The sequence below is a fragment of the Bifidobacterium sp. M0307 genome (assembly GCF_016100445.1).
Lineage (GTDB): Bacteria > Actinomycetota > Actinomycetes > Actinomycetales > Bifidobacteriaceae > Bombiscardovia > Bombiscardovia coryneformis.
Genome location: NZ_JACFSL010000001.1, coordinates 1,347,768 through 1,373,106 on the forward strand (window position 1 = coordinate 1,347,768; position 25,339 = coordinate 1,373,106).

The window sequence follows — 25,339 nt, forward strand, 5'->3', positions numbered from 1 at the left end:
ATCATCCTAAGCCGCAGACTGCTGGTCCGGAGCGGTCATGAACGAAACCTCAGACCCGCAGCAAGTGGTCTTGCTTATCCGACAGGACCACCCTGACCTCATCGACGACGATTTCGAAGAGGGCCACCCTGTCTCGGACCGGCCTGATGTGCTCCATGTATCCCGGCCGTTTCTCCTCAAGGACCGGCGCCACCTCCTCAAGGGTCCGGGAACTGGGCCTGGCCACTCCCTCGCCCCGCACACACTCGATTCTCTCTGCGGGGAGGGTGGTGAAAGCCACCTTGTCATTCTGCCTGATCTGCTCCACCTTCGCCGATTTCGGATAGGTGACGAAGTAGATGACCTTGTTGACCTTGTCGTAGACGAAACCGATCATCCTCACATCAGGCTGCCCATCGACACTGGTGGCCAGGGCCATGAGCTTTTGCGTGTCCATGATCCTCAGGAACTCCTGGCGAACATCCATGATCGTTCTCCTTGCCTTCCGGCTTGTGTGATGCTAGCCCTGATCCAGTTCGAGCAGGTCGTCCATGGCCTGCCCCCGCAGCATCAGGTGGTCACCGGCACCGTCCACCGCCACGACCGGCGGTATCAGAACCTGGTTGTAGTTGTTGGCCATGGTCCGCCCGTAGGCTCCGGTCACCGGCACCAGGAGAAGGTCCCCTCGACGGATGTCCTTGGGCAGGGAAACATCGCGCACGACGATATCGCCCGACTCACAGTGCTTGCCGACCACCCGGGCGCGGATGGTCTCCGAGCTGCCCCTCCTGTTGGCCAGAACAGCCGTATAGTCCGCCCCGTAAAGCGCCGGGCGGATATTGTCGCTCATGCCGCCATCAACTGACACGTAAGTCCGCACGGTCCCGTCCGAGAGGGGCACGGGCTTGACCGTCCCCACCCGGTACAGGGTCATACCGCTGGGGCCTGCAATCCACCGGCCAGGTTCGAAGGAGATGATGGGCATGGGCATACCCAGCCGGTCGTTTATCTTGCCGATGGCCAGACCCAGGTCGCCAAGAGCACCCGACAGGTCCATCCGATCCTCGTCCGGCAGGTAGGGAACGGAGAAACCGCCACCCAAATCCACCTCGGGCAGCAGGAAACCGTCGGTCTCCCAGAAGGTCCGCCTGAGCAACATCATCCGATTGGCTGCCTGCCCAAAGGCCGAATCCCCGTGAATCTGTGATCCGATGTGGGTATGGATCCCCACCAGTTCCAGGTCGTCTGCATGGGCCTGGATATCCTTCAGAACCTTGATGGCAGGACCGTTGGCCAGAGTGTCCAAAGCGGCGGCCAGGACCGGATTGATTGGAGCCCCGGCGGCACCTACGTGGAAAAGGTCGGAGGAGTTCGCGGACAAGACCCCGTTGCCAACCTCCGCTGTTCGGGACATTGATTCCTGCCCGTCGCCGGCGCCAAATCGATCAAGCGGGCTGGCATCAGCCCCTGGGGCCAGCATGGGGACACCGAACTTCTGGTCCTCATGCGATGTGGAGATGTACTCGTGCCCACCGGCATGGACCCCCACCGTGACCCTGAGCATGACCCGGGCCCGTCTGCCCAGGCCATGGGCTATGGCCGCTATACGCTCCGGCTCATCGGCCGCATCGATGACGATCTTCCCATATCCCTCCTCTATGGCAAGGGATATCTCCCGATCGGACTTGTTGTTGCCGTGCAGCACCAGGCGGCGTCCGGGGGCACCGGCTGCCTTGGCAATCAGCATCTCGCCCAGGGTACAGGTATCGATGTTGAGGCCCCTGTCCAGCATGATCCGGACGACTTCCTTGCTCAGGAAGGCCTTGCCTGCGTAGCTTACCTGGGTGGTGGCTGTGGGAAGACTGCGGCTGGCGGTCTCCCTGAAAATCCTGGCCCGGTCGGCCATGAAGGAGGTGTCCATCAGATAGAGCGGGGTGCCGTACCGCTCAGCCAGATCCTCTACCGGGATGCTCCGGACATCCACTGCACCGGCATCATCCCGCCTGACAGTGGGCGGCCAGATATCACCCAGGGCCGCCCCTTCTTCTTTCCGTTGACTCACGGCACCCCCTCCTTGGCAGCGTGTTCTCCCTGTGGACGTTCGGGTCACATCCTGTCCGGCGCGCAGACACCCAGGAGGTCGAGACCGTTGGCAATGACCTGCTGGACCGCATCGTTGAGCCTGAGTCTGGCAGCGGCGCGGGCCGGTTCGGGATTCTTGTCCGTCTGCCGGGCCGGATCATCCGCCCCGGTCAACTCCATGGGAACCACCCGCTCCAGGTTGTACCAGCGATGGTACACACCCGCCAGTTGCTCAAGGTAATGGGCCACCCGGTGGGGAGCCTTCTGGTCACCGGCGGTCTGCACAACATTTGGATAGAGGGCCAGAGTGGCCAGAACCTCATTGTCCGCCTCGGTGTCCAGGAGGGACAAATCGGCCTTGGCGGATTCGATGCCCGCATCGGCCGCGTTCCGGTCGACGTTTTTGGACCGGGCATGGGCGTACTGGACATAGTAGACCGGGTTCTCATTGGTATGGGAGGCCAGGAGGTCAAGGTCGATATCGACGGTCTGGTTGTAGTCGGTACGGGCCAGAGAGTACCGGGCCGCATCCACCCCGACGGCCTCGACCAGGTCATCGATGGTGACCACATTGCCTGCCCGCTTGCTCATCCGCACGGTCTGACCGTCCTTGAGCACATTGACCAGCTGTCCAATCAGAATCTGCATGTTGACGCCCGGCGTATCGCCGAATGCGGCGCAGATGGCCATCATCCTGCCGATGTAGCCATGATGGTCCGCCCCAAGCATGTAGATGGCCTCATCACAGGGGTCCTTCTCCCGCCTGCGTTTATTCAGATAGTAGGCGATGTCGGCAGCCACATAGGCGGCGTTCCCGTCGGATTTGACGACCACGCGGTCCTTGTCATCGCCATACCTGCTCGACCGGAACCAGGTGGCTCCGTCCTTCTCATAGATGTCATCACGGGTGCGCAGTTCTTCGATGGCCTCCTGAACCTGACCCGACTCATACAGGCTGTTCTCGTGGAACCAGACGTCGAAATCAACGCGGAAGTCCTGCATGGACCTTCGTATCTCGTCGAACATCATCGGAACGGCCCGACTGCGGAAGGCCTCGCGCTGCTCGCTGTCGCCCTCGGCACCGTCCTCGTCCCTGACCCGGGGCAGAGCCAGTACATCCAGCCCCTCGGCCTTGGCCTGGTCAACCACCCTCTGGGCGATCTCATCGATGTAGGCACCCTTGTATCCATCGGCAGGTACGGGCTCATGATGTGCCGCAGCAACCAGGGAACGGGCGAATCGGTCGATTTGCGTGCCATGGTCGTTGAAGTAATACTCACGTACCACCTTGGCTCCGTTGGCCTCCAGGACCCGGGCCATGGAATCGCCGACCGCAGCCCAGCGGGTTCCACCGATGTGGATGGGGCCGGTGGGATTCGCGGAGACGAATTCCAGGTTCAGGGTCCGACCCTGTAGATGGTTGTTGGCCCCATAGGACCTACCCTCACTGAGAACGGTGTCGACCACAGCGGCGGCCGAAGCCGAGTCCAGACTGATGTTGATGAAACCGGGGCCGGCTACATCCACACCGGAGATTCCGTCGGCCTGGGCCAGGGCCTCGGCCAGGGTCTGCCCCATATCACGGGGATTCATGCCGGCCTTCTTGGCCAACTGCATGGCGATATTGGTTGACCAGTCCCCGTGGGAACGGTCCTTGGGCCGCATGACGGCCAGGTTTTCGGCGGCGGGGACCATGGAGGCATCCAGGTCACCCAGGCGGCCCGCCTGAGCCAACTCGACGGCGGTTGAGGAAATGATACGGGCAAGTGCTTCAGGACTCATGACCCCAAGTCTAACGGTCCTGGCGACGAGATGGCCGTCGAACCCAAACCGGACTCAGGCCAGGGCAATCACATCTATCTCGACCAGGGCGCCTTTGGGAATCATATTGTTGCCGAAGGCCACGCGGGCGGGGCGCACGGAGCCGATGAAGACCTGGGAATAGGCCTTGTCGATCTCGGCGAAATCCTCAACATTCCGCATGTAGACCGTAGCCTTGACCACCTTTTCCATTCCTGTACCGGCGGCATCGAGTATGCTCTTGATGTTCTTCAGGGCCTGGGCTGCCTGGTCACCGGCCGTGCCCTCCACCAGTGCGCTGGTCTCCGGGTCGATACCGAGCTGCCCGGAAACAAAAACAAACCCGTTCGCACTGACCGCCTGGCTATAGGCACCCAAGGCCTGGGGTGCATACGGGGTGCCAATCTCTTCAAGACCCTCATCCATGAACGTCCTCCTCCTGTACATACCCCTCCGATGCCGCCCAGCAGGCGGTCAGGCAGGGACCAGTGGCCGACCGGGTTCCGGTCGAATTGCCTTTAACTATAAACCGCCGGCAATCCGGATGTCGGGCAGTGACCAAGTATGGGCTCACCGATAAACCAGCTCGGAGGATCTCGTTCAAGGCACACAAAGGGTCCAGGAGATACCTGAGCCGGGCATGAGAAGAAACACAATATAAAGGAAGTCGAAATGGAGTGGGCTCGAAGGGATTCGAACCCTCGACCTTCTGTTCCGGAGACAGACGCTCTATCCACTGAGCTACGAACCCGATTATGGCCGTTCAAGAACGGACAACAAAAACCATATTAGGACACCTTGCCGAAAACCGCACCCAGCCCAGGGTCTGGTGTCGCGCGATACGGCCCTCCCCGCGGTGTGTCAGCACAGGAAACCGACGAGAACCGGCACAGCACGCAATGGCAGGACTCCGCAGAATCGTCTCAGACGCGCCGTTGCACCATCCACAATCCCGCGAAGCCACCACCTGATCCCGACTTCTTCCCTCGGGTTGCGTTCCACTGTAGTGATTCCGCCTTCGCTCCTCAAGCGGTCTTCACATTCGTCACCACGGTTCTGGATTGGCCTACCTCATTACACTATTAAAACCTGAAATGTGAGGAACGTAACAACTTGTTGCCGAATCGTGTATCCTCATAGGTGGGGTTATTACGGATGTTGGGGGTTGGATTTGGCTGCGCAATTGAGCCAAATCCCCTGGTTCCACGCCCATAACGATGGTGAAACCGGAAAAGGAATACTACAAGTGTCAGTCTCTGTGAAAATACGACAGCTGGCTGCGGTTCTGTCCGTAGCCATGCTCCTGGGCTGCGGGGTGACCGCAACCGTAAAAATGGCATTCGGCGAAGAAGACGGGAATGAAAGTACCCGAATCGGCACCTCCAACTGTGTAATAGGAAGTTCCACCTACGAAGAGTGCTTCCCCGACCACCGAATGGCAGTACAGGTAGCGGAAGCGGTTCCACGTAAAGGCGTGAAACCCACAGACATAATGATCCAGGCCGATGTGGATCAGATAACCAAGCTCTCTCTCGACCAGATCTCCAGTCTGGAAGGTATTCAAAGCCTCACCTCCCTCATCGAGCTAAGCATCGATACCGGTGGAGTCTCGGACCTGAGCCCGCTGGACGATCCCGTTCTTAGCCGAAACATCAAGCGTCTGTACATCGAAGAATGCGAAATCACCGATGTTTCGCCTCTACGGAACTACACCAATGCTGACATCATCGACCTGATGTTCAACCGGATTTCCGATATTTCACCTTTGAAGGACCTCCACCCCAAGGAACTGACCGTACTGGAGCAGACCGTATACCTGGACCGCAAGGACATACGCGACAATCCCAATCAGGCCATTAGCATCCCCCTTCCGCTTGGGAAAAACGGCGAGCCTGTCGCCGTAAGTGAAATCAACCCGACCGAAGGTATGACACAGACCAACACCGATCTCGTCTGGTCCGCACCAGCAGCCGGCGGCACCCGGTCATTCTCTTTCAGCGAGGCCACCGACGACAAGAGTTACGAGTTCCAGGGGACCGTGGAAATGGAGGTGGTGACCGCCGAACCCAGACTGGTCACCTTCACCCCTTCCCAGCCGGTAAACCCACAACCCACAACCGGGCGACAGATAGGCCTGGGACTACCCGTGCCAAAGCCGGCCGATCCCGTCTGCCCCGGATACCGTTTCGTGGGTTGGTACACGTCCGCACGAGGGATGGGAGGGGTTCGTTTTAACTTCGAAAAACCCATCTTGGAAAACACTGCCCTATATGGGCGGTGGGTCAGCGATACCCCCAACAACGACAATGACGACGAACCCGACATCCCCGGACCAGGCACCCCCGATTCGGATGACGACCAAACGCCGCTCCCCGAACTCGAGAAGATCGTCTGCGAACCCGGAGTCTCGACATACAGCCAGTGCTTCCCCGACCCTGATCTTGCCAAGCAACTGGCATCTTCAATTGAAAAAGAGCCCGATGCGGTACTCACCGTGGAGGACGTGGACACGCAGTTCAGAGATATTTCCCTGACCGATGTCTGGGATCTGAACGGGATACAGATCCTGAAGAAGGCTACGTACATTAATTTGGATTACTCTTATCCGGACCAAAAGTCACCGCGATCAGACCAGGTCGCGGTAGATTTGCGTCCCGTAGCTGAGCTGCCTGAAATTTGGTCATTCTGGCTGTCCGGATCGGGGGACGCGGAAACAGAGATGGATCCCCTGATCACTGATTTCACGCCTCTGTCCAAGCTCAAAAAACTGAGTGAACTCTATATCGACGAGGCAGGGGTGAAAGACCTGAAGGGATTCGAGTCCTTTACAGATATGCCCAGGCTGACGGAAGTGGAGCTGGAAGGTAACCAGATCAGCGACGTCAAGCCACTGGCAGTCCTGAAAGACCTGCCCCGTATGGAGCTTCTTTCTCTCGAGAGCAATCGCATCTTCGATATGTCCCCCCTCAAGGATCTCTCCAAGAGCCCCATTGAGCTCAGTGCCATCAACCAGACAGCCGTCGTACCTCGACATGAGCTACCCGGAGAGGCCATGGCCATAAGTCTTCCTATCCGCCCAGACGGCAAATATGCCGAGACGGATATCGACTCGATAAGTGGCAACGGTTATCACAAGCGCAGCGATTATGCGGTGGTTTGGGACGCCCCGGTCGTTGACAGCGTCCATAGCTACGATTTCATGGAAGGTGGGTCCCGCCTCGACTCATGGGAATTCGATGGGACCGTAACGGATCGGCCCCTTGACGACAAATCTTCGGCGCGAGATATATATAAGATCGAATTCGACCTGGGCACCGGGAGCACCTCTCCTGCCCAGATTCCCGACCAACTGGTTTATGCGGGGAATCTGGCGAACAGGGTGCCCGATCCCGTCCGTTTCAAGCACGCCTTCGACGGCTGGTACCTGAACGGGGAACCCCTTACCCCCAGCCGCTCCTCAAGCGGAAACAAATCTGATTCCCCTGGCAGCTCGAGCGGAACCCTCATTGATTCCGGCAACGCTTTGGCCAGGAACCTCGCCGAACCGGGAGACATCCTGACCAGGAACCTCCTTGTTTCTGGCGGCAGCGACGACAAGAGTCCGACCGACTCCGACACCACAACGGGTGAGGGGCCCAGTGACTCAGACAGCACCGCGGAGGAGGACCCGTTCGATTTCGACAACACAAGGATCAACAGAGACATCGTCCTGACCGCCCGGTGGACCCCGCTCTACACCATGACCTTCGACAGCCAGGGCGGCAGCGCCGTGCCTTCCCAGACCGTCCGCGACGGCGAAACGGTCGATGAACCGACAGATCCGACCTGGGCCGGCCATACCTTCCTGGGCTGGTTCACCGAAGCGCAGGACGGCGAATCCGCGGACTTCTCCCAACCGCTGCGGCAGGACACCACCGTGTATGCACACTGGCGTTTGGACCCAACCCCCGCGAATCTCATCACTCCCGGAAACCCTGGTGATTACAATCCCGGCACGGCAGCACCGGGCTCCCTGTCCGGCATACTGGCATCCACAGGTTCCGATTTCCTGGGGTTGGTGTTTGCCGCACTGATCATAGCGCTGTGCGGTCTTGTCTGCCAGGCCCACCTTCGGTCACGCAGGAGTTCGATGCCGCGCTAGTCGCTGCCACGAGCCCGCTCTGAAGAGTCCCAAGGTATCAGACCGCTGCCTTGGCAATGAACCCGGTCCCCCGGTTACCACCCGCAGGGACCGGGTTCCCATATCCGACCACAGCCCATCGATGAATGGCGCTGTCAGAGGCCACCACGTACCATGAAGGAATGCCGTTGGAAGAGGAACACAAGGACTTCGAGTTTGAACGTCGCTTCTTTTGCCGGAACCTACCGGAGAAGCTGACGAGCGGGGAGACCCCCACCCTGATAGTGCAGAGCTACTACGTGCACGAAGACAACTACGCCCTCCGAATACGCCTCCAGGCCGACGACCACGAGCTTGACATGAACAGCAAGACCGATGCCCTGCATACTCTCCTGGAAACAGGCGACCATTTCACCGCCGCCTCCATGACGGCCAAGGGACCATCAGTCGGCGGAACACGGTACGAGGCGGAACGCGCCATCGACATCGGCATCGCCCAGGAGCTCATGCTCAGAGGCGGATCCCCAATCGTCAAGAACCGTTACGGCATCTGGCTCGATGAGGATTGGTGGAACCTGGATGTCTTCGGCGGAGAGAATGCGCCGCTTGTTGTCGCCGAGGTGGAACGCAGCGGCCCCGTCACCGATCTGACCATCCCCGACTTCTGCCTGACGGAGATCACCGACGATCCCAGATTCTCCAACGACGGCCTGGCCAACAAACCCTTCAGCCTCTGGGCAGACGACTTCGATAGGGAGCTCACGGAAAGCGGCCCCCATTTCATGAGCAATTTCGGGCACAACCGAACCGAATGAAACCCGGACAACCGCTGACAGCAGCGAACACGGCACCATCCGAAACACAAACCCGGTTGCAAGGAGCCAGACTGCACGGCTACCAGGTGTAATTTGCTCTCCGTTTAATCGTGTATTCTTACTTTCGGGGTTATTTAGGGATGTTGAAAGTGTGGGTTCAGCAACCTTATCGAGTCGAATCCTCTGGTTCCTCACCCTCTAAACAGTGAAACCGGTGAAAAGGAATATACTACAAGTGTCAGTCTCTATAAAGATACGTCCGCTGGCGGCGGCCCTGGCAGTAGCCACTGTTCTGGCCTGCGGAATGACCGCAGCCAACAAATCGGCCTTCGGAGAAGAAGGAAACGAGAACGAAGCTACCCGTGCCGATACCTCGAGCTGCATAGTCGGGAGCTCTACTTTCGCCTCCTGCTTCCCTGATTACAACCTGGCCGCACAAGTGGCGGAGAGAGTCAAACCCGAAGCCAAGACCCCAGAAGACATCATGTCCCAGGCTGATGTGGACGGGTTAACGCGCCTCTATGCTGAGGGGGTCTCCAACCTGGAGGGCATCGAAAACCTCACCGCCCTCACCGATCTGACAGTCGCCATCGGCGGCATTACCGACCTGACCCCCTTGGACAACCCTGTTCTGGCACAGAACATCACGGAGTTGGAACTCGACGAGAATGAAATCACCGACATCTCGCCCCTGCGGAACTACACCAACCTCGAGTACATAAATCTGAAATGCAACCACATTTCAGATTTGTCGCCCCTGAAAGACCTGCATCCCCACACTTTGAAGGCGTCGGATCAGCACATATATCTGGGCCGTGAAGACATCCGGAGCAATCCCGATCAGGCCGTCAGCATGCCCTTCCCGATCGACAAGGACGGGGTACCCGTCACCCCGACGGATATCGAACCGATGGAAGGTCTGGAACAGAACGACACCGAACTCATCTGGTCCGCACCGGCAGCCGGCGGCCCCCGCTTCTTCAACTTTGATGGCGGTGACAATCTGACCTACCTCTTCGATGGTTCCATGCAGCTGGAGGTGGTGACCGCCGAGCCCAGGCTGGTCACCTTTACTCCCCTGCAGCCGGTGGACCCGCAGCCCACCACCGGGCAACGGGTCGCTCATGGCCTGACCGCCACGAAACCGGCCGATCCGGTCTGCCCCGGATACCGCTTCGTCGGCTGGTTCCCCTCCCCCGGAGTGGGAGGGGAACGCTTCGACTTCGAAAAGCCCATCGTGGAGAACATCCCCCTGTACGGACGGTGGGTCAGCGACACCGATGACTCCGGCAACAGCCAGGATGGGTCATCGGACGGGTCCGATGCGGGCGACAACCAAACGCCCCTCCCCGAACTCGAGAAGGTCGTCTGCGAACCTGGAACCTCGACCTACACCCAGTGCTTCCCTGATGAGAATCTTGCCGAGCAGCTTGCTTCCAAAGCCTGGAAGTATCCCGAAGACGTCCTCACCCAGGATGACATTGACAGGGAGTTCGCTGATAGCCTTGTCCTGATTGATGCATGGAACCTGAACGGCATACAGATCCTGAAGAACATCAAGTCCATTGTTTTGGATTACAACTACTCACAGGGCCAGTCTGCGGTGGATTTGCGTCCACTCTCGGAGCTGACCGAAATCACGTCGTTCCTGCTGACCGGCACAACTGACGAGAACACGACGGCCTTCCCCTTGGTCACCGATTTCACGCCTCTATCCAAGTTGGTGAAGATGGAGACGATCACCATCAACACGGCAGGATTGGAGAACGTGAATGGATTCGAGTCCTTCACGGGCATGACCAAGCTCAATGACATAGACCTGTGCAATAACCGGATCTCTGACCTCAGGTCGATGTCAGCCCTCGGCAGCCTGCCCTTACTGTCGGGTATCGACCTGAGAGGAAACGCTATCTTGGATGCGAGTCCCCTCAAACCATTTGAACAGTCACCCGCTTACATTTCCATATCTGATCAGGAAATCATCGTAGGTCGGCACGAATTACCCGACACCACCTTGGCCCTGTCTCTGCCTACTCGTCCAGACGGCAAGTACGTCTTCAACGGGGAAGAAAACATCCATTCGATTTCGGATAAAGGCCACTATAACTCCAGCAACTATGAGGTGGTCTGGGACGTCCCTGTCCAGGACACGGTTCACAGTTACGAATTCTGGGATGAGGGTTATCAAGAAGGCTCGTGGTACTACGACGGAATCGTAACCGACCGGCCTGCTGATGATGTATCCGGGCGGGATATATACCAGATTCACTTCGATCTGGGCACCGCTCCCACACTTTCCCGGATACCCAATCAGCTGGTGTACTCGGGGAATCTGGCGAGCAAGGTCCCCGATCCCATCCGGTACAAGCACGACTTCGACGGCTGGTATATGAAGGAAACCCCCGCCACCCCGGACGAGACCCCCGCTGACTCCGACGACATCCTGACCAGGAACCTCTCCGGCACGGGCGACATCCTGACCAGGAACCTCCTTGGCGCCGACGACACTGCAAACGACGAATCCACAGACACCAGCACAACTGTGGGCGACGACTCGACCGATTCCGGCACCGCTGCGGATGAGGTCCTGTTCGACTTCGCCAGCACAAGGGTCAAGAAGGACATCGAGCTGACCGCCCGGTGGACCCCGCTCTACATCCTGACCTTCGACAGCCAGGGCGGCAGCGCCGTGTCCTCCCAGACCGTCCGCGCAGACCGGACACCCAAGGAGCCGGCAGCCCCGACCCGGGCCGGGTACACCTTCCAGGGATGGTCCACCGAAGCACAGAACGGCACACCCGTCGACTTCACCCAGCACATAGGACAGGACACCACCATATACGCCCAATGGGCACCGGTAACGACACCGGTAAACCCCACGGTGCCGGACACACCCACCACACCGGTCAACCCGGATACATCAGTCAACCCGGGAGCACCCGTTACTCCGGACACCCCGGTCAACCCAGGTACTCCTCCGACCCCTGATAACCCCCTGGTTTCCGGGAACTCAACCAGCCAGATCAGCACTGACTCTCCGGTCAGTCGAATGACTACCGGGAAGTACGTTACGACATCAAGGGGGTCCCGACTGGGTACCCTCGCCTCCACGGGTTCCGATTTACTGGGACTGATGTTTGCCGCACTGGTCATAGTACTCTGCTGCCTTGGTTGCCAGGCCCACCTCCGGTCACGAAGGAGTTCGGTGCCGCGCTAAACGACGACCCGACCCAGACCGCATAAGCCCCGATATTTGAGGCAGCCGCCTGGGCCAAAGACCCGGTCCCTACGGACACCGTCTGCAGGGACCGGGTTTCGCTATATATAGGGGAGTGCAGCACATTCCGAGGCCAGCACATACCTTCGTAAGCAGGGAAGTACTTCACCCTCGCATGACCCCGCCGAAGCTCTTTATGAGGGATTCAATGACAAGATTGCCGCGTGCGAGCCGCCTTGCTGAATCGTGTATTCTGACAGATGGGGGAATGGGGATGTGAAATACGGGTTCGACTGTGCAATCGAGTCGAAACCCCAAGTTTCGCGTTCCCGAAATAGGAAACCGGTAAGAGGGGAAAACACAAGTGTCAGTCTCCATAAAGATGCGCCCGCTGGCGGCTGCCGTGGCAATGGCCGCCGTCCTGGCCTGTGGGATGACCGCAACCAACAGATCTGCCCTGGGGGATGAAGACGGGACAGGGACCGAACCCGCCCCTGCCAACACCTCGGGCTGCATAATCGGAAGCTCCACCATCGCCGACTGTTTCCCCGATCGGGAGCTGGCGGAAGATGTGGCCTGGTACATCACGCCCCGCAAGAGTCCAACGGATATCCTGACGCAGGCTGACGTAGACGGGTTAACGCGTCTTTATACCAACGACGTTGCCAACCTGGCGGGCATCGAAAACCTCACCGGCCTTACCGAGCTGCACATCCAAGATGGCCTTACTCCCGACCTGAGTCCCTTGGACAACCCTGTTCTGACACAGAACATCACGAAACTGGAAATCTCTCTTAGCGCAATCTCCGATGTCACTCCCCTGCGGAACTACACCAATGCCGAGTACATAGACCTGTCGTGGAACCATATTTCAGATTTGTCGCCCTTGAAGGACCTGCATCCCAGAACCATGAGAGCGTACGGTCAAGAGATATTCCTCGGTCGTGAGGACCTGCGGGACGATCCCAACCAGGCCGTCAGCATGCCTCTCCCGATCGACAAGGACGGGGCACCCGTCACCCCAATCGACATCGAACCGGCGGAAGGCATGGAGCAGGCCGACACCGAACTCACCTGGTCCGCACCGGCAGCCAACGGCCTCCGCTCCTTCAGATTCGGCGACTTTCACAGCCTCTCTGGCTTTGACGGTACTGTGCAGTTGGAGGTGGTGACTGCCGAGCGTAGGTTGGTGACCTTCACCCCCTCCCAGCCGGTGGATCCGCAGCCCACCACCGGGCAGCAGGTCGCCCAGGGCCGCACCGTCACGAAACCCGCCGATCCCGCCTGCCCCGGATACCGCTTCGTCGGCTGGTACACCTCCCCCAGGATAGGAGGCGAACACTACGACTTCGAAAAGCCCGTCATGGAGAACACCCCCCTGTACGGACGGTGGATCAGCGACACCGACAACAACCCCGGCGACGACCAGAACGGATCCACCGGGACCACCACCCCGGACCCCGACGAGACCAAGACGCCCCTCCCCGAACTCGAGAAGGTCGCCTGCGAACCCGGAACCTCGACCTACACCCAGTGCTTCCCCGACGAGAACCTCGCCGAACAGCTCGCGGCCGCAGCCGGCAAGGAACCCCAGGACACCCTCACCCAGGACGACATCGACCGCGAATTCAACAACGACGTCGCCCTCAACGACGTATGGAACCTCAACGGCATACAGATCCTCAAAAACATCAAGACCATCTCACTGGACTACGACTACACGCACGGCCAGTCTGCGGTGGATCTGCGCCCCCTCTCCGCACTGACCGAAACCACAACGTTCCTGCTGACCGGCACAGCCGACAAGAACACGCCTGTCTTCCCCCTGGTCACCGATTTCTCGCCCCTGTCCAAGATGGAAAAGATGGATAACCTCTCCATCAGCAATGCAGGATTGAAAAGCCTGAACGGAATCGAGTCCTTAGCGAACATGAAAGAGCTCAGGGAATTGGAGCTGAGCTATGATCAGATCACTGATCCCGGTCCGCTGGCGGCCCTCAGCGGCCTGCCCTCACTGAAGCAGCTCAACCTCGACGGCAACAGTATTTTGGACGCGAGTCCTCTCATACCATTCGTGGATAAGTCAATCGCCATGGTTTTAGTAGGTGATCAAGAAATCATCGTAGGCCGGCACGAATTCCCCGGCACCAAACTGACCCTGCCCCTGCCCACGCTTCCGGACGGCAGGAACTGCTACCTTGATAGGCGGCAAATCGGAACGATTACAGCTGAAGGCCGCTATGATCCTAAAAACCATGGGGTTGTCTGGGATGTCCCGGTCCAGGATATAGTGCACAGTTACTCATTCGATGATGCGAGCCAGCGAGAAGGCGGTTGGTTCCACGGAGGAACTGTAAGCGACCGGCCGATTGGTGATGTGACCGGGCGGGATATATACAAGATCCGCTTCGATCTGGGCACCGCACCCACATCCTCACGGATTCCCGATCAGCTGGTGTACTCGGGGAATCTGGCGAGCAAGGTACCCGATCCCATCCGGTACAAGCACGACTTCGACGGCTGGTACATGGAGAACACCCCCGACCCCACGGACGAGGACGAGGACGACATGCCGATCTGGCCCTGGAACCGCTCCGGCGCAAGCGACATCCTGACCAGGAACCTGGGCGAACCCGGCGATGTCCTGACCCGGAACCTCCGCGACTCCAGCGACTCCGACAGCACCGCAAGCGACGGTTCGGCGGATTCGGGCACCGCTGCGGATGAGGTCCTGTTCGATTTCGCCAGCACAAGGGTCAAGAAGGACATCGAGCTGACCGCCCGGTGGACCCCGCTCTACATCCTGACCTTCGACAGCCAGGGCGGCAGCGCCGTGTCCTCCCAGACCGTCCGCGCAGACCGGACACCCAACGAGCCGACGGCCCCGACCCGGGCCGGGTACACCTTCCAGGGATGGTCCACCGAAGCACAGAACGGCACACCCGTCGACTTCACCCAGCACATAGGACAGGACACCACCATATACGCCCAATGGGCACCGGTAACAACACCGATCAGCCCTGCGACTCCCGGCAATCCCCTGGTTCCCGAGAACCCAATCATCCAAACGACTGATCCAGCACCACGAGGGTCCCATGTGGACACCTTGGCATCCACGGGTGCGGCTCTCCTGGGGCTGGTGTTTGCCACACTGGCCATAGCCATTTGCGGCCTTGTCTGCCGGACCCGCCCTCGGTCACGAAGGAGCTCGGTGCCGCGCTAAACAAGGATCCGATCCAGGCTGAATAGCCCCGGTACTTCAGGCATCCGCCTGAGCCAAAGACCCGGTCCCCCGGACACTGTCCGCAGGGACCGGGTTTCGTATATCAAGGGGTGCAACCCGAGACCATCGCATATTTTCCCGGAAGCAAGCAGTCACTTCCCCGCCTCTCACCCCAACAAAAACTCTTTTGTGAGGGATTTAACAACATGATTGGCTCATGCGAGGCCCCTTTAGCGAAATCGTGTATTCTGACAGGCAGGGATAACAGGGGATGTTGAATTGTGGGTTCGACCGTGTAATCGAGTCGAAACCCCAGATTTCACGTCCCCAAAACAGAGAAACAGGCAAAAGGGGAATTACAAATGTCAGTCTCTATCAAATTACGTCCGCTGGCGGCGGCCGTGGCACTAGCCACTGTCCTGGCCGGCGGAATGACCGCAACCAACAAATCGGCCTTCGGATATGAAGACGGGAACGGAACCGAACCTGCGCCTGCCGATACCTCAGGCTGCATAATCGGGAGCTCCACCTTCGCCGACTGCTTCCCTGATCGCAGACTGGCGGAACAGGTGGCGGAGCATGCCAGGCCCAGCAAGAATCCAACAGATATCATAACGCAGACTGATGTGGACGGGTTGACGCGCTTCTCTGCCTACGGAGTTTCCAACATTGCGGGCATCGAAAACCTCACGGCCCTCACCGAGCTGAACCTCGGTGACGGCGGTATTATCGACCTGACCCCCTTGGGCAACCCTGTTCTGACACAGAACATCACGGAGTTGGACCTCGGCGATAACGCAATCTCCGATATCACGCCCCTGAGGAACTACACCAACGCCAGGTACATCAGCCTGTCAAACAATCACATTTTCGACCTGTCTCCCCTGAAAGACCTGCAACCCAGCGACCTCGATGTATCGGATCAGACCATATATCTGGGCCGTGAGGACCTGCGGGACGATCCCAACCAGGCCGTCAGCATGCCCCTCCCGATCGGCAAGAACGGGGCACCCGTCACCCCAATCGACATCGAACCGGCGGAAGGCATGGAACAGGCCGGCACCAACCTCATCTGGTCCGCACCGGCAGCCGGTGGCACCCGCTCCTTCAGATTCGAAACCGATTACGACGAGGACCGAGACTACTACTTTGAAGGCTCCGTGCAGTTGGAGGTGGTGACCGCCGAGCCCAGGTTGGTCACCTTCACCCCTAACCAGCCAGTGGATCCGCAGCCCACCACCGGGCAGCAGGTCGCCCAAGGCCGCACCGTCACGAAACCCGCCGATCCCGCCTGCCCCGGATACCGCTTCGTCGGCTGGTACACCTCCCCCAGGATAGGAGGCGAACACTACGACTTCGAAAAGCCCGTCATGGAGAACACCCCCCTGTACGGACGGTGGATCAGCGACACCGACAACAACCCCGGCGACGACCAGAACGGATCCACCGGGACCACCACCCCGGACCCCGACGAGACCAAGACGCCCCTCCCCGAACTCGAAAAGGTCGCCTGCGAACCCGGAACCTCGACCTACACCCAGTGCTTCCCCGACGAGAACCTCGCCGAACAGCTCGCGGCCGCAGCCGGCAAGGAACCCCAGGACACCCTCACCCAGGACGACATCGACCGCGAATTCAACAACGACGTCGCCCTCAACGACGTATGGAACCTCAACGGCATACAGATCCTCAAAAACATCAAGACCATCTCACTGGACTACGACTACACCCAAGACGAGTCGGTTCGAACGGACCGTCCCACAGTTGATTTACGTCCCCTCTCCGCACTGACAGAAACCACAGCATTCTGGCTGTACGTCATGGCCGACGAGGATACGCCGATGTCCCCCGTGGTCACCGATTTCACACCCCTGTCCACGCTGGAAAAGATGGAGCAGATTTCCATCAACGGTGCAGGATTGAAGAGTCCGAACGGAATCGAGTCTTTCACAAACATGAAAGAGCTCACAGAACTGGACCTGACCGATAATCAGATCACTGATGTCAGGCCGCTGGCAGCCCTCAGCGACCTGTCCTCACTGCAAAACGTCGAACTCAGTGAGAATCATATCTCCGATGCAAGCCCTCTCAAGGCTTTCGAATCATCAGCAGCCATGATCGATATATCCGGTCAGGAGATTGTTGCAGACCGGCATGAGTTACCCGGCACCAAACTGACCCTGCCTGTGCCCATTACTCCAGACGGAAAATACGCGGAGTCGGACATCAGCAGAATAATAAACCAGGGCCACTACGACGCCAGCAACTATGAGGTGGTCTGGGAAGTCCCGGTCCTGGACAAACCCCACCGTTTCGATTTCTCGGAAGAGAGCTCACGAGAAGGCGCATGGTACTACGAAGGAACAGTAACCGACCGGCCACGCAGAGACCTGTCTGCACGGGACATCTGCCAGATTCGCTTCGAACTGGGCACCGACCCTGCGTCTTCCTGGATTCCCGATCAGTTGGTGTACTCGGGGAATCTGGCGAGCAAGGTCCCCGATCCCATCCGGTACAAGCACGACTTCGACGGCTGGTACATGAAGGTGAACCCCGCCACCCCGGACGAGACCCCCGATGATTCGGACGACACCCTTAGCCGGAACTTCACCGGTATGGGAGACATCCTGACCAGGAACCTCACCAACCCCGGCGATACCCTGACCAGGAACCTCCCGGATTCCGACGACACCGCAGAAGACGATTCCACGGACACCAACACCACCCAGAAGGAAGTCCCGTTCGACTTCGCCAGCACAAGGGTCAACAAGGACATCGTATTGACCGCGCGGTGGACCCCGCTTTACACCCTGACCTTCGACAGCCAGGGCGGCAGCGCCGTGCCATCCCAGACCGTCCGTGCCGACCATGCACCCAAGGAGCCGACAGCCCCTACCCGTGCCGGATACACCTTCAAAGGCTGGTCCACCGCAGCGCAGAACGGCACATCCGTGGACTTCACCCAGCAGATAGGACAGGACACCACCGTGTACGCTCAGTGGTTACCGGTGACAGCACCGGTAACCCCGGTGGTACCTAGCACACCCAATACTCCGAGCACACCGGTCAACCCAGATACGCCGGTCAACCCTGACATACCCCCAACCCCCGTTAACCCCCTGATTCCGGAGAACCCGGTCAGTCAAACGACTCCCGTCAACCCCGACACGATCGCACGAGGACCTTGGACAGGTACCCTGGCATCCACGGGGCCGGCACTCCTGGGGCTGGTGCTTACAGCTCTGGCCATAGCGCTTGGCGGGCTTGTCTGCCAAGCCCGTCTTCGGTCACGCAAGAGTTCCAAGAGTTCGATAACGCGGTAATCAACAACCCGACCCGGTCCCCCGACACCGTTCGCAGGGACCGGGTTTTCCATACCCGGACACAACCGCTGGGAACCTGTAAAACCAGAGGCCACCGCAACCCTGTAGGAATGCGGTGGCCAAGGAAGGCAAAACTGCGAGTTTGGTGCCCTCTCTTCTACCGGAATCCACCGGAGAAACTGCTGAATGCGGAGACCCCGCCCTCAGCAAAGGCACGAATAGGCCCGCCGGGGAACAGCCGTCAGTACATCATCGTCGAAAGCCGACGACGCGCTTTGGTCAGCCGAGGGTCGGCAGGCTCAGGAATCGTGAAGTACTCCAGAAGCCGCTGACGTATCGGCTCCATCTGGTCGCGGTGGCTGCCGAGGAAATCCAAAAGGCGGTCGAAGGCATCCTGAATCTGACCACCAATCATGTCCACGTCAGCCACGGCCAACTGGGCATCCAGGTCGTCAGGGGCATCGGCCGCCATCTGCCGCACCTGGCGGACGTCAGCCGCGGAGGAACGGTCCATGAGGAGAGCCTTGGCGTGTTCACGCCGCGCCAGGTCATCATTGGGATCAGCCTCAATCACCTTGGCGTAGGCTTCGGCGGCACCCGCATAATCACCCTCCTGGGCCAGTCGGTTGGCCTCCTGGTGGGATGATGGTACGGCCTGCTCCTGTACACCCGGGTCCTCGGCGGACGAAGATCCCTCCTGGCTGGTCTCCTGGTATGGCGCCGTGCCTGTGATACCTGCCTGCTGAGCCATCTGGATGACCTGAGGGATGAGTTGATCTGTAATCTGCGCCAGTTCATCATCCGTTGGCAGCCCTTCAATAATGGGCATGGGGCGTCCAGCCAGTAGTGCAAAGAGGGCGGGCGCACCCTGGACCTGGAAGGTCTGGGCAATCTGCGGATTGGAGGCGATGTCGATACGGGAAAGCTGAATCTTCCCCTCCTGGGCGTTGACCACCTGCCCGAGCTTGGTAGCCAGGGGGAAAAGCCTGTCATCGGTCGGCACCCAGAGCAGGAGAAGGATGGGGAAGGTGGCGGAGGTCTGCACCATGGCTTGGAAACTGGCCTCGGTGGTATCAACTACATATCCACCGGCCGCCGGAGCCCCACCGGTCTGGCCCGGTTGGGCATCCACCTGGTGCTTGAGAGCACCTAAATCGACTGCACCCGCCAGTGAAACACCGGGCTGACCCTGTCTGTCATTGCTCACCATGCTCATATCTCCTTGAGTCTTCCGACCCCTACCCCGGTCAAGTCTCTCCCACTCAATCTAGTCGGTCCGGGCGTCTTTCACCCACCGCAATCTCACCGGTTCAGACCGCTTCCACCTTGATGGGCTCTCGTTCCGCACCCACCGCCCGAATCGGGTCCTGGGAGGTTGAGGAGGGAATATACAGGGCTATGACGTTGACATAGGTGACCTTCATCGTGCTGGTGGCCTTTCCGTCACCGAAAAGGGCCTTCTCGGAATCCGATGCCGGAGAGGACTCCCGTCCTTCCCCCGCACGCCGGGTCCAGACAGAGTTGATCTGCGCCACCACCAGGTCACCGCCTTCTGAGGAGTGCATGACCCGGATTTCTCCATCCTGAGGCGCGAAGGTCTGCTCCTGCGAGCCACGATTGGCTTCAATCCCTTTCTGAACGGCCTGGGTCAGGGTGTCCATTGAGGTGCGGAAATCATCCTGGGCGAATTCCTTGGCATACTGGCTGGAGCCAGGATTCTGCAGCACATCTGCATATCGACGGACCGCCTCGGCCGGAGTCGCCTTGAGGCCCTCGTCGGCCGGAGTGCCCATCTGGGCACCGATGGTGTCCACGGGGAACTTGGGCAACTGGGCCCCCTGGAAGAGTCTGGCGACCCCCCAGAGCTTGTAGTTCTCATGGGCCGATTCCTGGTTGAGGACCAGGAGGCGCTTAGACTGCTGATCCTCTGTGGTCGTCGTGATGGCAAAAACCGAACGCGGCCACCCCGGATCGCCCGGTATAACGGTCTGGGCAATGGTTGTGGGAATGGTCGTCTTGGGATTCAGATTTCCTGTCGCCCTGGCGATTTCAAGCTCACTGGTCCTGATTTGCAGCTGAGGACCGGTGACCCGCGCATCCAGGCCAGTCGGGTCCTTGGACTCGTTGGCCTTGTCGAGTACTTGACCGATGTCCTTGCGAATCGCGGCTTCCTGTTTGGTTGTCAGATTTGGGGCACTGGTGGCGACACCCGCGGGTGCGGCACCGGGCTTCTGGACCTTGGGCACCTGGCCCTGGCAGGCCGCCAGGGATGAGAGCAACCCCAAGGACATGAACGCCGCCAGGGACCTGGTTACGACTCGTTGCATCCTGCTCATGACTGCTCCTCACCGTCCTGCTTGATATTCCCCTCATTTGCCAGCCTGGCCAGGTAGGAACTCATCTCCTCCAGGGAAATGACCGAGGTCTGTGAGATGTCATCCGCACCACGGTCACCGGTGACGGACCTGCCCGGCTCGAACGCTTCGGACTGGGTGGTCTCGGCTGAATCCGCAACCGCCTTCTCTCCTCCCATGGGGGACGGAGCACTGCCGGTGAAGCCTTGGGAGCCTTCCGTTTGCCCTGGTTGGGGCGGAACCTGAGACCACCCCTGGGGCTGACTCTGGCCCTGCCCCTCAACATTGGCCGTGCCCTGCTGTGAAGTCGCCTGATTGGCGACCATATTCATGGCTGTAGGATCAATCACCTGCGGCGCCTGCCCATTGGGTACGGTACCCGAGCCGGGCACCTGGGTGGAACCTTCGACAGCGTGCCGACGATGCCGGCCTGTACTCTTCCTCTTCTTGCCCAATCCGGGTGCCACCATGCTGCCCAAAGCCTGGGCCACGGTCACTTCCGGCTCCTGCTCCTTCACCGATGCAGCCTGCTTCTTACGACGTTTGGCGGGGTCCATGGCAAAGACCGTGGCGGAAAGAACCGCCATGATGACCAGAAGGCCGCCACTGAAGTAGAAGGGGATGGCGAAATCGGGCAATTGGCTGCGTTCCCAGGAAAGCTGCAGCTTCACAGCCGATTGGGCTGCGGAGGCCTTGGCCTCCTGCTGGTCGGCACTTGCTCCTGGTTGCGTATCAACCAACAGGACCAAATCAGGCCTGTCGGCCTCGATCGTCATCACCGTCGAGGCGCCACCACATTTGACCTGACGCCACATATCGGAATCCGCGAAAGCGACACCATCAGCGCCATCCTTGGCCCGCTTGGCCGCGGTCTTGCCCCGTGAGAGGTCAAGGGTCTCCCAGTCATCAAGCCCTTTGACCCGGGTCACATCCTGGCCTGCCGTCCAACCGGCTGCGTCCTGGGCCGTGGTCAGAGCCATGCAGACCTGGGCCTTCCCCCTGGTCCGCTCAGGTGTGGCACGGATACTGACGCGATTGTCGACCAAGGGCAGCACTCCCGGATCGGTCACCACATATCGAGTATCCGCCTTGCCCTGCGCGTCAACGTGGGGGGAGGGCTTCCATACCGTGGCATTCATGACACCCAGCACAATGCAGGTCACAGCCAGCAATCCGAAGATCGGCGTGATCACCCCACGCATGATTGTGCTGCGTCGCGACGGCTTACCAGGCCGGGATGCGCGTTCGGTTCCTTCAGTTTCTTGCTCCATAACATCGACATTCTACAGTCATGGACTTATAATCGTCTTTTTGCATGGGGCAAAATCTCCATTACCCCCTAGACTTGGGCCTTATGACCAAACTCAACAGGAAAAGCGACACCATCCGTCAGTTCGTCTGTGCTGCGACCGCTCTGGCCCTCTGTGCAGGCCTTTCCGCCTGCTCGTCAAGCTCCGATGCCCCCAAGTCCGCCTCCGACACGATGAGCGGCGTCTCGGCGAAGGGGAAGCCGGGTTCAAAACCCGAGATCAGTTTTGACACCCCCCTCAAGGTGGAGAACCAGTCCCACCAGGTCATCCAGAAGGGTGATGGGGATGTGATTCAGGACGGGGACAGGGTCTGCACCCGGAGCGTTGCCATCGATTCCAAGACCGGCAAGGAAATCAACTCCACCTGGGACGAGGAAAAGCCGGAGTGCTCCATCGTAATCGACAAGACCTCGATCCCCGCCTATTATGACGTCTTCCGGGGCCAGAAGATCAACACCACAATCGCCATCGGCATCGACGACCAGCAGGAAAGCAGCCAGTCGGGCAGCAGCAAGGACAGCCAGGGGTCCAGCTACATCATGGCTCTCACCTTCGTTTCCAAGACCAAGGACCTCAAGCGGGCCGAGGGCGAGAAGGTCAAGGATATCCCCGCCGACCTGCCCAAAATCAGCCTGAGCAATACAGGCAAGCCCTCCCTGGATCTGAACAACTACAAGCCGACCAATACGCTGGTCTCCCAGACCCTGATCAAGGGCAAGGGAACCAAGGTGGGCGAGCACCAGACAGTCAGCGCCAATTACACGGGCTGGCTCGCCAGCGACGGCAAGCAGTTTGACTCTTCCTGGGACAGGGGCCAGGCTTCGGACTTCAGCCTTGATCAGGTCGTCAAGGGCTGGCAGCAGGGGCTGGCAGGCCAGACCGTAGGTTCACAGGTCCTGGTCATCGTTCCCCCGGATCTGGGGTATGGGGATCAGGAGAAGTCGGGCATACCCGCAAACTCCACCCTAATCTTCGTGGTCGATATCCTGGCCGCATACTGACAGGACCGGCTTAGCAGCCAACACCGATAAAGGGCCGGAGGTCCCACCCTATGAATCTGGGTGGAATCTCCGGCCCTTTCCGTATCCGGTCTCCTTCATATCCGCTCATAGGCGGATACAGGTACCGGTCATTTCAGGCTTCAGCCCACTCCGCCTTCGATGACGATGTCATCGGGATTGGCTGCCTCACCGTAAACCGGAGCCAGGGTCTTCTCATAGTCCTTGTGGAAGAAGTTCTCCTTCCCCAGTTTGGCGATCTCCTCATTGATGTAATCAAGGAGGGCCTTGTTGCCCTTCTGAACGGCTGGAGCGATTGTGGCCTCATCGCCCAGCTTGGTGATGCCGACCGTGAATCCCTTGTTGGCCTTGGCCCAGGCCAGGACCTCGGTGTTGTCGGTGCTCAGGGCGTCTCCACGGTGGTCCTGCAGGGCACTGTACGCGTCGGCGTACTGGTCATACTTCTGGAGCTTCACCTTGGGGTAGTTCTTCTCGAAGAAAGGCTCGGCGGTGGTGCCCTTGGCGATAATCAGGGTCTTCCCCTCCAGGTCCTCGACGTTCTGGATGGGAGCCGACTCAGGGGAGACCACACCCAGGAAGACCTTCATGTAGGGCTTGGCGAAATCCACCTTGCGGGCCCGTTCGTCCGTGACCGTGAAGTTGGCCAGGGTCACATCGACCTTGTTGCTGGACAGGACATCCACACGGGCTGCCGGATCGACCGAGGTGTACTCCGGTTCCACACCCAGGTCCTTGGCAAGCCGCTCCGCAAGAACCACGTCATACCCCTGGTACTTCCCATCCTTGTCCACATACCCGAAGGGTGCCTTGTCAGAGAAGACGGCAACCTTCAGCTTGCCCGACTTCTTGATGGCATCCAGGGATCGTGCCGACTGGGATGTGCCCGCCGACTTGCCCTCGTCACCCTTCGCGTCGCTGGGTGCGGATGCGGACGGACCGCAGGCCGCAACCGAGGCCATCATTACGATCGAAGCTCCGACCGCCACCGCTGCTCGAACCAACCGGCTCACCGATTTCGCCGCCATAGTCCCTCTTTTCCTTGATTTCCATATTGGTCATCCGCCCTCATGGACGGCTCCCGGAGGTTGCCCTCCGGAAAATCTCAAATCGCAATCGCCGGCTCTGCAAGCCTGACGACTTGCTCATCTGCTTATCGGTCCGCTCCCCCGCTCCCGTCACCACGCCTGCGCTCGTACGTAAAGGTGGAGAGGAACTGCCTGGCCCGGTCCGTGGCCGGATTGATGAAGAAGCGTTCGGGGTCATCGGACTCCTCGACCAGCCTTCCCCCATCCAGGAGGACGATGTGGTCGGCGATGCCTCTGGCGAACGCCATCTCGTGGGTTACGATCATCATGGTCAATCCCTGGTCGGCCAGCTCAAGAATGACCTGGAGGACCTCGCGGACCATCTCCGGGTCCAAAGCCGCGGTCACCTCGTCGAAGAGCATGATTTCAGGGTGGAGAATCAGCGCACGGCAGATGGCAACCCGCTGACGCTGCCCACCCGAGAGTTCATTGGGCCAGGCATCCTTCCGGTCGGCCAACCCCACCCTTGCCAGCAGCTCCAGGGCCTCCTGGCGGGCCTCATCCCTGGTTCGCTTCTGCACCAGGACCGGTGCCAGAATCACGTTGTCCAGGACGGTTTTGTTGGGAAAGAGGTCATAGCTCTGGAAGACCATGCCAATCCTGGTACGAAGATCGGCGCTCCGGGATCCCGGGATCCGGCTCCCCCCAGGCGCTTTCCCGCCCTTGTCGGAACTGCCTGCCTCGACGGTCTCCCCATCCAGGAGAATCCTGCCGCCCTGGATGGGTTCCAGACCGGCGATGGTCCTCAGAAGGGTGGATTTGCCAGACCCCGACGGGCCCAGAACCACGAAGACCTTCCCCTTGGGTATCCGGAAGGACACATCGTTCAGGACCGGCTCGGCAGCCCCCGGGTATTGCTTGACCAGGTGCTCAACCTCCAGGACCGGACCCTGAGCCGATGCAGGGATCCCCGTATGCCCCGAGGGGTCCGGGTATCCGGCCAGACCCATCCTGCCATCCGTCTCACCAGGCTGAACCTGGTCTACGGTCCCGGCGGATGGTCGGTTTTCCT

General features: G+C 59.6%; 15 protein-coding genes and 1 tRNA gene. 6 read left to right on the forward strand and 10 right to left on the reverse strand.

Annotated features, from left to right (window positions below):
- Nucleotides 1-49: 49 nt before the first annotated feature.
- The 5 genes from H3V08_RS05660 to H3V08_RS05680 form a co-directional block, all read right to left on the reverse strand.
- Nucleotides 50-466, reverse strand: a complete 417-nt coding sequence (locus tag H3V08_RS05660) for a pyridoxamine 5'-phosphate oxidase family protein (protein WP_033497565.1) — start codon at nt 464-466, stop codon at nt 50-52.
- A gap of 33 nt (nt 467-499) precedes the next feature.
- Nucleotides 500-2,041 (reverse strand): diaminopimelate decarboxylase family protein, encoded by a 1,542-nt coding sequence (locus H3V08_RS05665; protein ID WP_442859348.1) that lies wholly within the window; start codon nt 2,039-2,041, stop codon nt 500-502.
- Nucleotides 2,042-2,085: 44 nt separating this feature from the next.
- The gene (gene argS, locus H3V08_RS05670; protein ID WP_198181870.1) at nt 2,086-3,843 is read right to left on the reverse strand and encodes an arginine--tRNA ligase; all 1,758 of its coding nucleotides are present in this window, start codon (nt 3,841-3,843) and stop codon (nt 2,086-2,088) included.
- Nucleotides 3,844-3,897: 54 nt separating this feature from the next.
- The gene (locus H3V08_RS05675) at nt 3,898-4,287 is read right to left on the reverse strand and encodes a Rid family detoxifying hydrolase (RefSeq protein WP_198181871.1); all 390 of its coding nucleotides are present in this window, start codon (nt 4,285-4,287) and stop codon (nt 3,898-3,900) included.
- Nucleotides 4,288-4,539: 252 nt separating this feature from the next.
- A tRNA-Arg gene (locus tag H3V08_RS05680) sits at nt 4,540-4,612 on the reverse strand.
- A gap of 495 nt (nt 4,613-5,107) precedes the next feature.
- Between H3V08_RS05680 and H3V08_RS05685 the strand changes: the two genes are divergently transcribed.
- The 5 genes from H3V08_RS05685 (at nt 5,108) to H3V08_RS05705 (ending at nt 18,559) form a co-directional block, all read left to right on the forward strand.
- Nucleotides 5,108-8,002 carry an InlB B-repeat-containing protein gene (locus tag H3V08_RS05685; RefSeq protein ID WP_198181872.1) on the forward strand — a complete coding sequence of 965 codons (2,895 nt, stop codon included), beginning with the start codon at nt 5,108-5,110 and terminating at the stop codon, nt 8,000-8,002.
- 161 nt (nt 8,003-8,163) lie between these two features.
- A complete protein-coding gene (locus H3V08_RS05690; RefSeq protein WP_198181873.1) occupies nt 8,164-8,796 on the forward strand; it encodes a CYTH domain-containing protein in 633 nt (210 codons plus the stop codon).
- Between the two features lie 235 nt (nt 8,797-9,031).
- Nucleotides 9,032-12,013: an InlB B-repeat-containing protein gene (locus tag H3V08_RS07540; protein WP_198181874.1), complete on the forward strand. Its 2,982-nt coding sequence runs from the start codon at nt 9,032-9,034 to the stop codon at nt 12,011-12,013.
- 364 nt (nt 12,014-12,377) lie between these two features.
- Nucleotides 12,378-15,236 carry an InlB B-repeat-containing protein gene (locus tag H3V08_RS05700; protein WP_198181875.1) on the forward strand — a complete coding sequence of 953 codons (2,859 nt, stop codon included), beginning with the start codon at nt 12,378-12,380 and terminating at the stop codon, nt 15,234-15,236.
- A 362-nt stretch (nt 15,237-15,598) separates the two neighbouring features.
- Nucleotides 15,599-18,559, forward strand: a complete 2,961-nt coding sequence (locus tag H3V08_RS05705) for an InlB B-repeat-containing protein (protein ID WP_198181876.1) — start codon at nt 15,599-15,601, stop codon at nt 18,557-18,559.
- A 241-nt stretch (nt 18,560-18,800) separates the two neighbouring features.
- Here H3V08_RS05705 and H3V08_RS05710 read toward each other — a convergent pair whose 3' ends face one another.
- The 3 genes from H3V08_RS05710 to H3V08_RS05720 all read right to left on the reverse strand — a co-directional run bounded on the left by H3V08_RS05710 (nt 18,801) and on the right by H3V08_RS05720 (nt 22,184).
- Complete coding sequence (locus H3V08_RS05710; protein WP_442859349.1) at nt 18,801-19,775, reverse strand: tetratricopeptide repeat protein; 975 nt, start codon at nt 19,773-19,775, stop codon at nt 18,801-18,803.
- A gap of 94 nt (nt 19,776-19,869) precedes the next feature.
- On the reverse strand, nt 19,870-20,886 hold the full coding sequence (locus H3V08_RS05715; protein ID WP_442859359.1) for a hypothetical protein: 1,017 nt from the start codon (nt 20,884-20,886) through the stop codon (nt 19,870-19,872).
- Nucleotides 20,887-20,891: 5 nt separating this feature from the next.
- The gene (locus H3V08_RS05720) at nt 20,892-22,184 is read right to left on the reverse strand and encodes a hypothetical protein (protein ID WP_198181878.1); all 1,293 of its coding nucleotides are present in this window, start codon (nt 22,182-22,184) and stop codon (nt 20,892-20,894) included.
- A gap of 83 nt (nt 22,185-22,267) precedes the next feature.
- Between H3V08_RS05720 and H3V08_RS05725 the strand changes: the two genes are divergently transcribed.
- Nucleotides 22,268-23,224 carry an FKBP-type peptidyl-prolyl cis-trans isomerase gene (locus H3V08_RS05725; RefSeq protein ID WP_198181879.1) on the forward strand — a complete coding sequence of 319 codons (957 nt, stop codon included), beginning with the start codon at nt 22,268-22,270 and terminating at the stop codon, nt 23,222-23,224.
- A 140-nt stretch (nt 23,225-23,364) separates the two neighbouring features.
- Here H3V08_RS05725 and H3V08_RS05730 read toward each other — a convergent pair whose 3' ends face one another.
- Both H3V08_RS05730 and H3V08_RS05735 read right to left on the reverse strand, forming a co-directional pair.
- Nucleotides 23,365-24,267 (reverse strand): cysteine ABC transporter substrate-binding protein, encoded by a 903-nt coding sequence (locus tag H3V08_RS05730; protein WP_033491221.1) that lies wholly within the window; start codon nt 24,265-24,267, stop codon nt 23,365-23,367.
- A gap of 125 nt (nt 24,268-24,392) precedes the next feature.
- Nucleotides 24,393-25,277 (reverse strand): amino acid ABC transporter ATP-binding protein, encoded by an 885-nt coding sequence (locus tag H3V08_RS05735; RefSeq protein ID WP_198182141.1) that lies wholly within the window; start codon nt 25,275-25,277, stop codon nt 24,393-24,395.
- Between the last annotated feature and the right edge of the window lie 62 nt (nt 25,278-25,339).

Bases quoted from the DNA above. Each gene is read 5' to 3' on its own strand.
- H3V08_RS05660 (WP_033497565.1), bottom strand. From the start codon at position 466: ATGGATGTTCGCCAGGAGTTCCTGAGGATCATGGACACGCAAAAGCTC.
- argS (WP_198181870.1), bottom strand. From the start codon at position 3,843: ATGAGTCCTGAAGCACTTGCCCGTATCATTTCCTCAACCGCCGTCGAG.
- H3V08_RS05675 (WP_198181871.1), bottom strand. From the start codon at position 4,287: ATGGATGAGGGTCTTGAAGAGATTGGCACCCCGTATGCACCCCAGGCC.
- H3V08_RS05690 (WP_198181873.1), top strand. From the start codon at position 8,164: ATGCCGTTGGAAGAGGAACACAAGGACTTCGAGTTTGAACGTCGCTTC.
- H3V08_RS05705 (WP_198181876.1), top strand. From the start codon at position 15,599: ATGTCAGTCTCTATCAAATTACGTCCGCTGGCGGCGGCCGTGGCACTA.
- H3V08_RS05710 (WP_442859349.1), bottom strand. From the start codon at position 19,775: ATGAGCATGGTGAGCAATGACAGACAGGGTCAGCCCGGTGTTTCACTG.
- H3V08_RS05715 (WP_442859359.1), bottom strand. From the start codon at position 20,886: ATGCAACGAGTCGTAACCAGGTCCCTGGCGGCGTTCATGTCCTTGGGG.
- H3V08_RS05720 (WP_198181878.1), bottom strand. From the start codon at position 22,184: ATGGAGCAAGAAACTGAAGGAACCGAACGCGCATCCCGGCCTGGTAAG.
- H3V08_RS05725 (WP_198181879.1), top strand. From the start codon at position 22,268: ATGACCAAACTCAACAGGAAAAGCGACACCATCCGTCAGTTCGTCTGT.
- H3V08_RS05730 (WP_033491221.1), bottom strand. From the start codon at position 24,267: ATGGCGGCGAAATCGGTGAGCCGGTTGGTTCGAGCAGCGGTGGCGGTC.
- H3V08_RS05735 (WP_198182141.1), bottom strand. From the start codon at position 25,277: ATGGGTCTGGCCGGATACCCGGACCCCTCGGGGCATACGGGGATCCCT.